Annotated in this window: 15 protein-coding genes; 4 read left to right on the top strand and 11 right to left on the bottom strand. The window is 36.6% G+C overall.

The window, feature by feature from the left end:
• Positions 1 to 150: 150 nt before the first annotated feature.
• Positions 151 to 1,749 carry a hypothetical protein gene (locus R2800_04715; protein ID MEZ5016332.1) on the bottom strand — a complete coding sequence of 533 codons (1,599 nt, stop codon included), beginning with the start codon at positions 1,747 to 1,749 and terminating at the stop codon, positions 151 to 153.
• A 71-nt stretch (positions 1,750 to 1,820) separates the two neighbouring features.
• On the bottom strand, positions 1,821 to 2,963 hold the full coding sequence (locus R2800_04710; protein MEZ5016331.1) for a geranylgeranyl reductase family protein: 1,143 nt from the start codon (positions 2,961 to 2,963) through the stop codon (positions 1,821 to 1,823).
• Between the two features lie 71 nt (positions 2,964 to 3,034).
• Here R2800_04710 and R2800_04705 point away from each other — a divergent pair, with 71 nt between their 5' ends.
• Positions 3,035 to 3,730, top strand: coding sequence for a hypothetical protein (locus R2800_04705; protein ID MEZ5016330.1), 696 nt, complete (start codon positions 3,035 to 3,037; stop codon positions 3,728 to 3,730).
• A gap of 24 nt (positions 3,731 to 3,754) precedes the next feature.
• Here the strand turns inward: R2800_04705 and R2800_04700 are convergent, their stop codons facing one another.
• From R2800_04700 to fdhD, 4 genes are read right to left on the bottom strand one after another with little or no spacing between them, the layout of a single operon-like run.
• The gene (locus R2800_04700) at positions 3,755 to 5,146 is read right to left on the bottom strand and encodes a Gfo/Idh/MocA family oxidoreductase (protein ID MEZ5016329.1); all 1,392 of its coding nucleotides are present in this window, start codon (positions 5,144 to 5,146) and stop codon (positions 3,755 to 3,757) included.
• 35 nt (positions 5,147 to 5,181) lie between these two features.
• Positions 5,182 to 7,494, bottom strand: coding sequence for an FdhF/YdeP family oxidoreductase (locus tag R2800_04695; GenBank protein MEZ5016328.1), 2,313 nt, complete (start codon positions 7,492 to 7,494; stop codon positions 5,182 to 5,184).
• Positions 7,494 to 7,862: a hypothetical protein gene (locus tag R2800_04690; protein MEZ5016327.1), complete on the bottom strand. Its 369-nt coding sequence runs from the start codon at positions 7,860 to 7,862 to the stop codon at positions 7,494 to 7,496. Before R2800_04690 ends, R2800_04695 begins: the two co-directional genes overlap by 1 nt.
• On the bottom strand, positions 7,859 to 8,680 hold the full coding sequence (fdhD, locus tag R2800_04685) for a formate dehydrogenase accessory sulfurtransferase FdhD (protein MEZ5016326.1): 822 nt from the start codon (positions 8,678 to 8,680) through the stop codon (positions 7,859 to 7,861). The genes R2800_04690 and fdhD overlap by 4 nt, the downstream gene beginning before the upstream one ends.
• A gap of 243 nt (positions 8,681 to 8,923) precedes the next feature.
• Here fdhD and R2800_04680 point away from each other — a divergent pair, with 243 nt between their 5' ends.
• Genes R2800_04680 through R2800_04670 form a run of 3 tightly spaced genes read left to right on the top strand, consistent with a single transcriptional unit; the run spans position 8,924 to position 11,478 of the window.
• Positions 8,924 to 9,499 carry a Crp/Fnr family transcriptional regulator gene (locus tag R2800_04680; protein ID MEZ5016325.1) on the top strand — a complete coding sequence of 192 codons (576 nt, stop codon included), beginning with the start codon at positions 8,924 to 8,926 and terminating at the stop codon, positions 9,497 to 9,499.
• Positions 9,500 to 9,551: 52 nt separating this feature from the next.
• Complete coding sequence (locus R2800_04675; GenBank protein MEZ5016324.1) at positions 9,552 to 10,763, top strand: multidrug effflux MFS transporter; 1,212 nt, start codon at positions 9,552 to 9,554, stop codon at positions 10,761 to 10,763.
• Positions 10,750 to 11,478, top strand: coding sequence for a GNAT family N-acetyltransferase (locus tag R2800_04670; GenBank protein ID MEZ5016323.1), 729 nt, complete (start codon positions 10,750 to 10,752; stop codon positions 11,476 to 11,478). Before R2800_04675 ends, R2800_04670 begins: the two co-directional genes overlap by 14 nt.
• A gap of 24 nt (positions 11,479 to 11,502) precedes the next feature.
• On the opposite strand, the gene R2800_04665 is transcribed toward R2800_04670, so the two are convergent.
• The 5 genes from R2800_04665 to R2800_04645 all read right to left on the bottom strand — a co-directional run bounded on the left by R2800_04665 (position 11,503) and on the right by R2800_04645 (position 15,551).
• Entirely contained in the window at positions 11,503 to 12,288 is a 786-nt protein-coding gene (locus R2800_04665; GenBank protein ID MEZ5016322.1) for a hypothetical protein, read from the bottom strand.
• Between the two features lie 217 nt (positions 12,289 to 12,505).
• Positions 12,506 to 12,796, bottom strand: coding sequence for a hypothetical protein (locus R2800_04660; GenBank protein ID MEZ5016321.1), 291 nt, complete (start codon positions 12,794 to 12,796; stop codon positions 12,506 to 12,508).
• A gap of 236 nt (positions 12,797 to 13,032) precedes the next feature.
• Entirely contained in the window at positions 13,033 to 14,664 is a 1,632-nt protein-coding gene (locus R2800_04655; GenBank protein ID MEZ5016320.1) for an ATP-binding cassette domain-containing protein, read from the bottom strand.
• 86 nt (positions 14,665 to 14,750) lie between these two features.
• Entirely contained in the window at positions 14,751 to 15,260 is a 510-nt protein-coding gene (locus R2800_04650) for a DUF4375 domain-containing protein (GenBank protein MEZ5016319.1), read from the bottom strand.
• A gap of 6 nt (positions 15,261 to 15,266) precedes the next feature.
• Positions 15,267 to 15,551, bottom strand: a complete 285-nt coding sequence (locus R2800_04645; protein MEZ5016318.1) for a hypothetical protein — start codon at positions 15,549 to 15,551, stop codon at positions 15,267 to 15,269.
• Positions 15,552 to 15,621: the final 70 nt, after the last annotated feature.

Raw genomic sequence — 15,621 nt, 5'->3', positions numbered from 1 at the left:
TAAATCTGTTTTACAAATCAACTAATCTACAAATATAACCTAATAATCACTGCCTAGCAATAAATGGACGTAGTTAATTGACAAGCATCTTACTTATTTGATAATCAATACATAACAATGATAAACACATCCATGTTTTTTTAATGTTCTTTATTTGATAAATACTGGCTTAGAAATAAAGTATTTGTCATCAATTACAACTGTTAAATGTATTTGTTGTGCCTCAATTTTGTTTTCAAATGAGACTCTGAACCTACTGTTGCCTTGCCTATTCGTTAATTCCCCATGCTGTAATAGTTGCCCTCCCATATTAGTAAGGTAGTAATATGCTGACGTGAACTGCTCTTGTGAAAGAGTTATGTTTATATAATTGTCAGCAGGGTTAGGGTATACATCTACCTTGTATTCATGACTTCCTTTTATAGGCTTAATATTAGTCGCATTACCTTTTATTAATCTTACTTCATAAATATTTTCATCAGCAACCGTTTTTTCTGTTTGGTTTGCAACAAAAGGGTTTCTTGATGTACTAGAAATACCACCTAATATGTGCCCTATAAGTATTGTGTCTTTATTAAAAGTGTGCAACTTAATAATATCAGATTTTGTATGTGGAATATCTTCATTGAGCAAAAATTCAGCACTGGCACCTATTAGATTCGGCATTCTGTTAGGTAGCTCATATTCTTTCATAACACCATTGGCACCTCTAGATAAACTACTGATGGTATTGACAAAAGGAACATTATCATCTTTTACTAAAGAGCCATTTTCATAATAGTATTGGCTAATACCTCCAAAAAACAACATATGCATTACATTGTTAACACTATCATACAGCGATGTTGTAGCACAATGGTAGTTGCTTAAATATTGGTTGAATGTTGTTTGCGGCGAGTGCCCCTTGGCTGTAATATCAACCGGGTATAAAAATGGCAAGTCAACATTTTGTTGAAAAACGCCCGAAGAGATCATAAAACCTTCTGATCTGTCAGGAAAAACCTGAGGTAATAGATTGTAGTCCCTTCTTCTTAAATGCACAGCATCTGTAATAGGGGTGTGCTCAACAAAACTTGGTTGTGTAGTAGCATTATTAATTGTAAACTTTCTTATCTGGTTGGTATAGGTTTGGGTATATGTATTATTCCCCATAGGGTTATACCTACCATCAAAACGATGACCACCTACTAAGTAAAACGTATCCGCTAAATAAGACAAATGCCCACCGGTAACTGCAAAAGAGTTATTACTCACTTGTTTTATGTATGAACTTATAGGCTGGCTATTAATAACGGCATTAATAAGACCTGAAACGTTAATCGTTGTCAGGTTAGGGTATGTGATATGATCAGTTGCTGTGGTAGAATATCCATATCCACCAATAATATAAAGGGTATCCTCCAATTGATGAAAGTTCATATTAGTAGATTGTAATTGCTCCTCTATAGCTGTAGGTAAAGAACTTACACTTGCCGACCACATTTTTTTTTGAGCAACATCAACTACATATATATCCTTATTGTTTTGTGTTTCAGGGAAGCTTCTAAAAGGCTGCCTAGGATGCAAGCCATCTCTACGCCCTCCTATAATTAACCATTTACCATTATGCTGAGCATATGCATAAGAATGCAAACCAGGCAATCCATTTATTTTTACGGGTGTAAGATGGACCTGATACTTTAAAGAGTCTTGTGCAAATACGCTTTGACTTAATAAAGCCAATACAGAAAATAAAAGAAGTTTTTTCATAACATCAAAAGGTAAATCGTAACAAATACTAATACAGTAACATTTGTTACAAATCTATGATGCTGTAAAAACTAACATTTACTCTGAACAAAGCGCCTTACGGGTTCCCATCCTGTAAGTTTGAAACCCCAATCTAGCAAAAACGGCATTTTGCTCATTATACTTTGTGTTTTGGTGCGTAGTTTCAGTTCATCCCCAAGTGCTCCCCAAACGGCAGTATCATATTGCTGCATAACCTGTGCCGAAAAACTATCTGTTTTTATACATTGTATAGCTTGTAATGCTGCCAGTCTTGCACTCAACATGGCATTGCCAATCCCTTCTCCTGTTATAGGGTCAACAAGTGAAGCCGCATCACCACATAGCATAAATCCTTCACCAGACATCTGTATTTTTCTTGATCCAATAGGTAAACCATGTCCTTCGAGTTTGCCAATTTGTTTTGCTTGGACAAAGCGACTTTTTAGCTCTGGTATTTTTTCTATTACATCGTAAAGCCCCTTTTTTAAATCCATTTTTCGCTTTGCTATATCGGCACTTAGCATACCAAAACCTACGTTGGAACGAGTAGGAGATACAGGGAATATCCAAAAATAACCAGGTAGGAAACGCCTATCCATAATTATCTCAATAGTATCTTCTTTAGTATTGGCTACATTATCAAAGTAGGCCCTTACTGCGCCTAAGTAATGGTCTCTATCTACAGTATAGTTAGCCAATTGCTTGGCACAGATACCTTGTGCGCCATCCGCACCTATTACGATTTTAGCATTGTATGTAATCCCGTCCTTATCTTTTAAGGCATAGCCATCTTCTGTCTTAGAAATTGTCTTTAAAGTAATGCCCTCAAGAATTTCTGTATCAGTATGCTTCTTTACTAATCCTAACAACTGATTGTCAAAATATAACCTTGGGCAGGTATATGCATCAAGCTTCCAATGTAGTTTTAGCTGCTTTTGGTTATAAACAACATCTGTATGTTTAATAAGCTGCGCCTTATCGTAGACCTTAAATACGTCTGCAAATTTTGAATCAATAGCTTTTAGTGTTTGGATAGCTCGAGCTGGTATAGCATCCCCACATACTTTGTCTCTTGGAAAGCTAGATTTATCTATCAATACCACTTTCAAACCAGCATCTTTTAATGCCAACGCAGCTGTACAACCTGCAGGCCCAGCACCTACAATAAGTATATCCGAACTTTTATTACTCACTGCGTAAATATACTAAGGTTGTTTACAGCTTTAAGGTTTTTCAAGCTTTGAAATAGCTATATTTATGGCTTATGTATAGAATAGTTGTATTACTGGCTATTAGTATAGCCATTTCAAGTTGCAATGGATCAATAACTAGCATTCATCAAAATACTAATTCGGATGATTGTAGTAATGCAAAAGCTAATAAAAAGATACAGAGTGTATATTCTATAGAAACTCTTTTTGACATGACTGCTGAGGAAGCAGAAGAGTGGAGGACAACACCAAATGAAGATAGACCTGTAAATGGCTACCATTATTACAATGTAGATACAACGTATAATAACAACTGTTTATTGAGTGTCGTAGTCACATTTGATTATACGGGTGCATACCCGTCAACTGCTTTCTACTATTTTACATTTGATAAGAATACTGGTGAGCAGCTTGATATATATGACATTGTAAATGAGGGAATGGCAGCACCAATTATTAGCAAGTATACAAGGCGAGTAGAAACTATCATAGCAGAGGGTAGAAAAGAGCTATCAGACAAGGAAGAGCTTTACAGTTATAATAACCAAATTGAACAGTATAGAAACTTCAACTTCCCTCACAGAATTGAGGATTTCTACATTACAGAGGAGGGGTTTGTGTTTGTAATTCCATTCGATTTTCCTCATGTAGTGCAGGCACTACAACCAAACAACATTATAGAAATACCCAAAAATGATATTGCACCATATCTAATAGAAGGGGCAATGCTGAATTTGAATAACTGGTAACGTTATCATTGTAGCTATAAGGCGCTATATGATATTTCTCAAAAGGGGAGAAGGTTTATAGTTTTCCCACAAGCCACCTGTAAAGTCAGGAATTTTAATAGGCATGCTTCCTTGCGCTACAGACATTTCTGATAAGGGAACGATAGCGCTCCATAACACACTATCATAAACATTGATATCTAAAGGCAACCCTTGGTTTAACGCTTTTACCAGTCTATACATCATTACTGCGTCCATACCACCATGCCCGCCTTGAATATCTATTAGGTTTTTAAAAGCAGTACCCCAAAGTGGGTGGTCATATTTAACTCTATATTCTCGATATTCTTTTTCTTCAAGCCATTCGTGTCCGTAATATTTGGGTTCTCCATCATCTATGTACAAACGGGAGGGATAACCTTCATGTACGGCCATGGTACCAGTTACATTGTTCAATCTACTGTAGGGCCTACCTGTATGTACATCAAATTGCAACATGATGGTCTTACCTCTTTTAGTTTTGATTAAAGAAGTATTTAGATCTCCGCACTTGATCTTATCATGACTACTATTCTTTCTTTTAGCCGTATCACTCAAATTCTTTTCTCTAGAGCTCATTGACACTATAGTATCAAGGTTATCACCTCTTCCTATATCCATGTAGCTGGCTATGGGGCCTAAACCATGAGTAGGGTATAAATTACCATTATGCTTCTCATGTTCTTTTATTCTCCACTGATTGTAATAGTTCTTTTCGTCTATCAGGTGTTTTCTCAGGTCGTGCAGGTACGCACCTTCAGCATGTGTTATATCTCCAAAAACACCTTCTTGAATCATATTAAGCACCCAAAGTTCTTCGCCGTTGAAACAACAATTTTCTAACATCATACAGTGTTTCTGCGTACGTTCAGCTACTTCTACTAATGTCCAACAGTCTTTCAAAGTCGTAGCGATAGGTACTTCACAAGCCACATGCTTGCCTTGCTCCATGCCATAGATACACATTGGGGTATGCAAATGCCATGGAGTAGCTATGACCAATAAGTCAATATCGTCCCTCTCAGCTACTTTTTTCCACTCCTCTTCGCCTCCGTAGTATAATTTTGCTGGTTTCTTTTGAAGACGGTTTAATATCTCTTGAGCTGCGTTGGCCTTTTCTTCTTGAATATCGGCTATGGCTACTATTGCAGCATTTTTTTCTTTTAGTAAATACTCAAACATTTGCAGAAGTACCCCTCCGCGATTACCCACACCTATCATACCTATCCTAACAGTATCAATAGGTGCTGTGGTTAACTCAAATACACTTCCTGTACCTTTTTTATCAAGTAAATTTTCTTGTTGCGCATCATCTTCATTGTAAAATGAAGTTTTTAGCGCAACTCCTAAAGACAATGCTGCTTTTGCTGAAAGTGTAACAAAGTCCTTTCTATCCATAATATCTACTGGTGATTTAAAGTGCCAATATGATATTAGCCCTCATGTTTTCTGATTTTTAATACCACAAACTTTGAAGTTGGGGTGTTGCTCTTGTCAGCGGTACTATTTATTGGTACCAAAACATTTGTTTCGGGAAAATAAGTAGCTGTGCTTCCTTCTGGTATACTAAACGGAATAATGATGAATTTATGCGCAACACGTTCTACGCCATCATGATAATTATACAGATCGACCACATCACCACCTTTACAACCTATTTTTGCAATATCCTTTTCATTCATGAATATTACACGTCGCTCATTAGTAATACCTCTATATCTATCATCTAGGCCATATATAGTTGTATTAAACTGATCATGGCTTCTAACGGTCATCATCAAAAACTCATCATCAGCTATATTATGATAAGTAACATCAGCTACATTGAAATTGGCCTTTTGATTAGCAGTATTAAACTTACCCTCTCTAGCACCATTAGGCAGATAAAAACCTCCTAATTGACGAACTCTCTTGTTATAATTTTCAAACCCAGGAATAACTAACTCTATATCGTTACGTATATAATCATAGCCTTCTGTATATAGTTTCCAGTTTACTTTGCTTTTTTCACCTAAAGTGGCCATTGCCAAATGACATACTATCATTGGCTCACTCATAAACTTATCTGATATTGGCGTCAAACCACCTTTCGACATTTGTACTACCCCCATAGAGTTCTCACAGCTAATAAACTGCTGTTCTCCATTTACAATATCCTTGTCACTGCGCCCGTATGTAGGTAATATTATTGCCTCTTCTCCTGTTACTAAATGACTGCGATTCAGCTTAGTAGATACTTGTACCGTAAGTTTTGTTTTACGTAATGCATCAGCAGTATATTCCGTATCAGGGGTAGCAGAAAGGAAATTACCGCCCATGGCAAAAAACACTTTTGCATCACCTTTGTGCATGGCTTTAATACAGTCTACGACATCATAACCATGCGCTCGAGGAGGTTCAAACCCATAGGTTTGTTGTATTTTATCTAATAGGGCAGGAGCGGGCTTTTCAAAGATTCCCATTGTTCTATCTCCTTGTACATTACTGTGTCCACGTACAGGACAAGTACCTGCACCTTTTTTGCCGATACTTCCTTTTAACAGTAGCAAGTTCACTACTTCCTTAATAGTATCTACTGCATTTTTATGCTGAGTAAGCCCCATAGCCCAACAAGCGATGATCTTGGTCTTATTCTTTATAATATCAACAAAGTCATTGATCTGTGCAATAGAAATACCACAAGCTTCTGCAAGCTTATCTATATTATCGTAGGTCTTGAGGTTATTGATGTATGCCTCATATCCGGCAGTATTATTCTTAATGAATTCATGGTCGAATACAGAACCCTGGCTTTTTTCTTCTTCTTCCAATAATCGTTTGCCTAACGCTTTTAATAGAGCTAGGTCGCCATTTATCTTCACCTGAAGAAACAGATCGGTCAGTTTTGCCTTAATTCCAAGTGCGCCAGACACTTCTTGAGGGTTAGCAAAACTAATAAGCCCCGTTTCTGGTAGTGGATTAACTGATACTATCTGTGCACCATTCTCTTTTGCTTTTTTTAGTGCAGAAAGCATACGAGGGTGATTGGTGCCAGGATTTTGCCCTAGTATGATTATCACTTCAGCTTCATAAAAGTCATCTAATGTAACAGAACCTTTACCAATACCTACAGACTCCATCAAAGCACTACCACTAGATTCATGACACATATTTGAGCAATCAGGCAGATTATTAGTGCCATATTCACGCACAAATAGCTGATACAAATAGGCAGCTTCGTTGCTAGTACGGCCAGAAGTGTAAAAAACCGCTTCGTTAGGACTGCTTAACGCATTCAAATGTGTTCCTATTTTCTGAAAAGCAGCTTCCCAGCTGATAGGCGTATAATGTGTAGCTCCTTTTGCTAAATACATTGGTTCTGTAACACGACCTTTCTTACCTATTTCATAATCAGTAAGTTGAGCAAGATCATATACAGAGTTATTAGCAAAAAAGGCTGGGTCACATTTTTTTGTAGTTGCTTCCTCGGCTATAGCTTTAGCGCCATTCTCACAATATTCAGCTATTGACGAGCGATGCCCGTCAGGATCAGGCCAAGCACAACCAGGACAATCATATCCATCTTTTTGATTAAGTGTAATAAGTGCTTTCCATGCTCTGGCTGCCCCCATTTCACTTAAAACATGTTTAGCGCTTGAAATAACCGCAGGTATTCCTGCAGCCATATCTTTGGGCTTGGACAATTTTAGCCCTGTAAATATCTCAGGGTTTTCTGCATTAGGTACGTGCTTGTTATCTTTATTCATTACAGTTGTGCAGCTAAAGGATTATCGTAATTATCAGACTGATTTTCAATACTTTCATCAAGACACTTAAAGTCTTTCTCTAATAGTAGATACAACTCCTCACCATTACCTAATTGTATCATATTGTCAAAACCTACAATTTCTTTTGTCGTCCAATCGTTGGCTATAGCTATAGGAATAAGCATGGTTATCTTGCCATTTTCAAAAACTGCACCTATTGCATCCCTATCATCAGTTTTGAGCTCGTAACTAAAAGTTGCAGCACCAAAATTGGTCGTATCTGTTACAGTTCCTGTTTCGGCAAACTGAGCCACCTCACTTTTGGTGAGTCTAAACCTTACCGAATTACCTCTGATTCTTATTTTCATACAATAACTCTATTCTCTCCACAATATATATTAAAACGGTCAGCCTTTAAAAAACCGACTAGGGTCATATCAAACTCCTTTGCAGTAGCTACGGCCAAACTTGAAGGCGCACCAACGGCAGCTATTATCTTAACACCTGCCATTGCCGCTTTCTGTATTAGCTCAAAACTAGCTCTGCCACTAAGTAGTAATATATGCTTATCTAAAGGCAGGTCGTTGTTTTGCAAAGCAGTGCCTATTAGTTTATCTAAAGCATTATGTCTACCTACATCTTCTCTGGTCAACAATAAATCTCCATTGCTATTGAACAGGGCAGAAGCATGAATCCCCCCGGTTTGCTCAAATAGACCTTGATTATGACTCAATTTATCGGGTAAAGAGTGCAGAGTAGAGGCATTTATAGAAATATCACTCTCCTTATCTTCTAATAAACAAACAGTCTTTACAGCATCAATTGAAGACTTTCCGCACACGCCACAGCTAGATGTAGTATAAAAGTTCCGCTCCAGCTTAGTTATATCAAAAGTCACCTGCTCATCAAGGGTAACCAAAACCTGATTTTCTCCTAAAGAAACGCATGGCCTTACTTCGTCATTGCTACGGATGATACCTTCTGTAAACAGAAAGCCTATAGCTAACTCTTCATCATTACCCGGAGTGCGCATGGTAATGGACAAGTTCTTAATAAGATACTCTCTGCCATCAAAAAAGGAGAGCTTTATTTCTAACGGCTCTTCTATGGCCAATGTATCTTTTACGTCGTTGCGAACATTATCTACAACTCGTTTAATTTCAATATCTGCGACACCAATTGTCATTCTCCAAATTTACTAAAAGCTATCAAGATATGAACAGCGAATTGAATTCAGCATGCTATACTTTATAAGGAAAACCTATAGCCCAAAACTAAATAAACAGCAAGATTGTATTATTGTTATTAAGGAGCTGACAAACTGACATTATAGGCGTTGTCTATAACAATTACAATGTAGCGTTTCTTTCAAACAGTAGTTATTACTTTAGCACATCATAGACACTTAAAGACAAATTAGTAGGGTAGCATGGAAAACTTAATAAAGAATATAAGAAGCTTAATTGATGTTAATGACCATGTCTTAACTAGAACCTTGTCTTGTTTTGAGAAAATACAATTAGATAAGGGAGCAGATTTTAGATCTTATGGAAAAATTGCCAGTAGTATGCAATTCATAGAACAAGGGCTGGTAAGGGTATTTTTTCTTGATGATTCTCTTAAAGAAATAACCGTACAAATAGGCATTGAAAATAATTGGATAAACAACTTGTATAGTTTTATAAATGGGGTAACCAATGAATTTTACACTGAGATATTAGCACCAACTACCATTTATCAATTACACAAAAGCAAATTTGAAAAACTGCTTAATGATGTTCCTAAAATGGAACCTTATTTCAGGTTAAAATTAGAGCAATCTTACTCCAGGCTACATAATAGAGCATACGGTCAACTGAACAAAACCGCTGAAGAAAAGTACCTCACCTTTAGAGAACATTATGGACATATCGAGCAGTTGGTCCCCCAATATATAATTGCATCTTATCTTAATATAAGCCCCGAACATCTTAGCAAAATCAGAAAACAGCTCAGTAGTCATTGATTTCTTAATCTAGATTAAGATAATAACGATATTGTTAGTGGACTTTTGCGTCATGCGTAGTTCAGACATAAGGTTTGCTGAGTTCATTTTCATTATTGCTTTATTGATGGCAATAGTATCATTAGCGATAAACATGATCTTACCAGCTTTTCAAGATATTACACAAACGTTTCACATAAATGACAACAAAACACATTTTACAGTTTCTATCCTATACCTTGGCTTAGGATGTAGCCAACTTATTTATGGCCCCCTATCAGATAGCTTTGGCAGAAAAAGGGTAATGACAATCGGGTTTGCTTTTTTTCTATTTGGCTGCTACATATCTTATATAACAACCTCTTTTTCTTTTTTAATACTAGGACAACTGATACAAGGGGTAGGGATGGGTGCCCCCAGAGCATTGAATTTAGCAATTGTTAGAGATAGGTTTAATGGCAACAAAATGGCCAAAGCCATGTCCTTTATAATGGTCATTTACATTTTTGCACCTATGATAGCCCCTGTGCTTGGCAAGGCTATTATAGCTTACTACAATTGGAGAGCAATCTATATAGCTTTCTTTGCAATAAGCACGTTCTCCATCCTTTTGTTCTTATACCGAATGCCTGAAACACTGGATAAGGGTAATAGAACTAAACTTAACTATATCAATATAAAGAATGCTTTGCTTTACATTCTTAGCAATAAAAGCTCATTGGTGTACATTATAATTCTAGGGATGTATTCCGGTATTTTCATTAGCTATCTCAATCTTTCGCAAGCAATATTTGAAGTAAAATATAGCCTAGGCAAAAGCTATCCGTTAGTTTTTGCTACTCTGGCTACAAGTATAGGTATTGCGTCTCTTATAAACGGCAGGGCAGTAGTACGTTTAGGCATGACAAACATTGTTCACTATGCAATAACAGTAAGCCTCATACTATCAGTAGTATATTTGTTGAGCCTACATTACACACATAATTATTTAGATATATTCATGCTGTTTATGTTCTTACAGTTGGCTTGCTATGGCTTTCTCATTAGCAATTTGAGCACTTTGGCCATACAGCCATTAGGGCATGTTGCGGGCATGGGAGCTTCAATTATAGGCGCTTTGTCTACAATCATATCGGTACCTATATCTATCTTAATAGGTCTATGTACGCACAATACACTACCACCATTGATCATTGGTTTTCTTGGCGTCTCTATATTGAGCATTACCATTTTACATTACATTAATAAAAAACAAACTATAAAAACAGCATATGGAAAAAGATAATATCATTAAGCATTTATTTGAATTTTGGGAACATATTGGTGAGGCTGGAGGCTTTCTATATAAAGAAAACGACTACATGTATACTGCTCCTCAAAAATGGTCTTGGCCATCAAAAGTTTTTAATATAAGCCAAGAATGCAATATCGAAGAACTACAACAAGCCATACAGATGGGGGAGTTACCTAACTCAATAGGCATACACCAAGACGATATATCTTTAAAAAACACGCTACTAGCAAACCATTTTATAGAAACATCTAGCGTAAAGGGTATGTATAAGGACATTTCTTTAACAGAGCCCACTCAAAAAGTATTTAATACCATTAAACTTGTTACAACAGAAGCAGAAGCACACAGTTTTGCTGAAATAGCATCCAGTTCTTTTGGGTATGAAGTTTTACCCTCAACAATCATCGAGGCTCTAATAAAAAACAAGCAGAGTATAAAGGCTTTTATTGGGCAGTATGAGGGTATCTATGTGAGTTGTGGTATGATCTTCCTAGACAATGAAGGAAATTCGGGGATACACATGATAGGAACAATCTCGTCACACAGAGGCTTGGGTTTAGGAAAAACTATGACTGAGCAGCTAATAGATGAGGCTCACAGGAATAATAGTAAAACCATATTCCTTGTTGCATCAGAATCGGGAGAACGTATTTATTCAAAAATAGGATTTGTAGCATCCGGAGCTTTACTAAGCCTTAAATACTAAAACACCTAAAGGCGAGAGGCTTACTTACAGCATACCTTTTGCTAAGAGTATTTTAGTAGTCAGGGTTACTATATTTTTGTCTTTAGGTAGGTAACGAAACTTCAATTCTTCATTATTAGCAGCAAGAATTACGGTCATTGTTATTCCATCCCATGGTTTACGAATTTCGGCCACAAGGCTATTGTCAAGAGCGTAGATATAATATCTTGTATGGGCATAATTAGGACCTCTAGCTATAGCATACCTATCAGCTCCAAGATCCTCCCAACGAGTGGTCTTATAATAAGCAACCATCTTATCATCTGCCTTAATTATTGTCGAATCATTATCCTTATTATGCTCATAAGCTATTTTCCAGTCCCTTTTATTGTTCTTTTGTTTTATCGCCTCAAGCTCTTCATAAGTTATCGTGATTCCTTTTTCCTTTATAAATGCCACTAAAGACCGTGTGCCAAACTCGTCATAATAGCCTTCATCATCTAATACGCCATTTATTACCATATAGTGCAAATACTCCTCAACGAAGTTCGATTCCATAGGTTTTATATAAAAGGTTTTATAAAGCATGGACACATCTAATTGGTAATACTGATCAGCACCGATAATAACAGGTTCAATTTGCGCCATACGTTCCAATAAGAAGTTCCTTATAATATATACCTGTCCTTCGGCTTGTAACAAACAGTATGGCTCGCTGTTATTATATACTGTATCTCCCGAGATGGTTATAACGTTCTTTACCTCTTGCTCATCCTGAGCAATGGCTAACAAAGGAAATAATAAAGCAAGAAATGCTACCAATGTTCTCATTCTTACAATTTAGGGAATATTCCATATGGCTGTATATGCCTATTATCTATACTTACGCTTGTATGACATTTGCTATTCAATTACGCATTTGAGTTCTATAATTTACATTATGTTAAATAAAAGAATACTCATAAAAATAGACCTAGAAGATATCCAGGCCTACTCTGTGATAGTAAATATGATATTGGGTGTATAATTGATAGTGAAAATTATTTAGTTATGCGGGTTGGTTACGCTGTGCAAATTGTTGTAGGTATCTACTACAAGTATTCCATATCTCCGATGCCAGAGACTCTTGCTGTACATTATATACTTTAATAAAATCATGAGCTTCGGAATCTAACTCCTTACCAAGATTAGCAAAATGATCTTGGTACATATCATCTACAACTTTCGACTCTACATTATAACTATATACTTGATACAGCTCTGCTGAATGTTTATCTACTAATCTTTTGGCAATGTTTTTAAAACGCTCAAGACGGTTTTGGTAATAGTTTTTTTTCATAAACGGCACATTTTAGTATCATGAACATGAAATGAATTAAGGTTCATTTACCTTCTCACTACTGTTGATAGGATTATTACAGACTTGTTGTGTATTAATTGAGCTGTGTATAATGGCTAGTTCCTTACTGCAACGATATTATCTATCTACTCTATATTGTCATGTAAAAGTAAATATACAAAAAAAAGGTATATTATAATACAATAATATACCTTTTAACCAAAAGTTAATCGCTTTTACGCTACGGTATGACCGTACATTTCTTCCCTTAGCGCCTTTATCTTATCATCAGACATGTAATGATCAAAGTCTGTTTCTCTATCTATAAGACCATTCGGGGTAATTTCTAGTACTCTATCAGCAACTGTTTGTGCCAATTCGTGGTCACGTGTAGTGAATATGATAGTTCCTTTAAAGTCTTTCATACCATTGTTCAGGGCTGTAATGCTTTCCAGATCCAAGTGGTTGGTAGGCTCATCAAACAAAAGCACATTACCTCTCAGCATCATCATGCGGCTAAGCATACAGCGCATCTTTTCTCCTCCACTCAAGACGGTACACTTCTTAAGTGTTTCCTCGCCAGAGAACAACATACGACCCAAAAATCCACGTATAAATGTCTCGTCCTTTTCCTCTGAATACTGTCTTAACCAGTCTACAAGGTTGTCATCAGTATCAGAAAAGAACGGAGTATTATCAGCCGGCAAATAGGTTTGGGTTGTAGTTACCCCCCATTTAAAGCTACCTTCAAAGTCTTCATCATTTTCTGCAAGTATCTCATAGAATGCATTGGTAGCCAAGCTATTACTTGACAAAACTGCAACCTTCTGTCCTCTCTTCAGGTCAAACTTAATGTCCTTAAATAACACCTCACCGTTAAGAGATTTTCCTAATCCATCTACTTCCAATATTTGGTCACCTGCATCGCGAATTACGTTATTAAATAATATAGCAGGATATTTACGGTTAGAGGCCTTCATGTCCTCCACATTGATCTTATCTAATGCTTTTTTACGGCTGGTAGCTTGTTTCGATTTAGAAGCATTAGCAGAGAAACGAGCGATAAATTCTTTAAGTTCTTTGATCTTATCCTCTGCTTTTCTGTTCTGTTCTGTACGTTGTTTCAATAACAACTGGCTACTCTCATACCAGAAACTATAGTTACCGGTAAATATGCTGATTTTACCAAAATCAATATCTGCAACGTGCGTACATACAACGTCCAGGAAGTGACGGTCGTGAGATACTACCAATACGATCTTATCATAATCGGCTAAGAAGTTCTCCAACCATGTGATAGTTTCCAGATCAAGGTCGTTGGTAGGCTCATCCAGAAGCAATATGTCAGGATTTCCGAAAAGCGCTTGCGCCAATAGTACCCTTACTTTTTGGTTACCATCAAGCTCTTTCATCTTCTTAGGATGCAAATTTTCTTTAATACCTAGGTTACTTAGTAGTGTAGCAGCATCACTCTCAGCATTCCAACCATCCATCTCCGCAAAAGTAGCTTCCAACTCCCCCGCTTTTATACCATCTTCTTCAGTAAAGTCTTCTTTGGCATATAAAGCATCCTTCTCTTGCATCACCTTATAAAGCACATCATTACCCATTACAACGGTTTCAAGCACAGTGTACTCGTCAAACTCGTAGTGATCTTGCTTTAACACACTCATTCTCTGCCCTTTAGATATCTCTACCTTACCTGTGGTAGGGTCAATATCTCCAGACAATATTTTCATAAATGTAGACTTCCCTGCCCCATTGGCGCCTATTACACCATAACAATTACCTTCTGTAAACTTGATATTTACATCCTCAAACAATACGCGCTTTCCATAACGGAGCGATAAATTACTTACTGATATCATATATAAACTTCTATATACTTTATAAAAACGCTGCAAAGGTAGAAAATAAAAGCCCGACGAGCTAATTATTAACTACTATTATCTCATTAAGTCAATAGGGCTACCTTTTCCATGTTCTGCTCTGCATATAGCAGAATGGTATTAATTGTAGGCAAATGGTGTAAACTAAAGCGATTGTCAATATCCTCAAATTCTGTTAACTCTACATACAACTTTGCAAAATCATCAACTGAATATTCCTTATCCAGCAGCTCTCTGTTTAAGACATATACTTTTAAAGCATCATCTATAACCTGTGCCATACCTGTAGCTCCCACCTTCTGCAGCAGGTCGTGAAGTGATGGTAATAACAACACATATCCGTTTTGTATCAATTGTATAAAGCCCCCTTGCAATACTTGCATTTTTACATAGTCATATGTAATAATAAGTTGCTGAATTTCAGATAATTCATCTACATAATTAAAGTCTTGCTTCTTATATAATTGTTCGTGTAAAGGCTGACATAAATACTCATAAAGAGCAGATGCATCCCTGGCCTCTTTCAATTTGCTATACTCTACTTTGCTTATTTCTGGTATGAAATCGCTTCCCATTTTCTACTACTTTTTACCTAAAACAACGTTTCTTCTGAACGCCAAATAGAACAATCCAGTCAAACTTGTTGACAATATCAGCCCAATTGTCCAAGCCAGCTTTTCGGTCATATCAATATTTTTCGACTTGTGTATTTCCATTAAAGCGGGGATCGCGAACATGAACTGCATAACGACACTTACTAAGAAAAGCACATTAGCACCCGGCAGATCATTAAAGTAAAATACCGCAGCCATTACCGCAGTAAGAATATTAATGATCAAAAATTGATATAAGAGACGTTTACTCATACAGCAAAATTACACATAAACTACCTGAAGTTAAATAGCAGAAAAATATGTATGTACCTAGTTCAAATAA

This window comes from Flavipsychrobacter sp., from assembly GCA_041392855.1.
Classification (GTDB): domain Bacteria; phylum Bacteroidota; class Bacteroidia; order Chitinophagales; family Chitinophagaceae; genus UBA5543.
The sequence above is the reverse complement of the archived record's forward strand: the minus strand, read 5'-3'. Positions and strand labels throughout refer to the sequence as shown.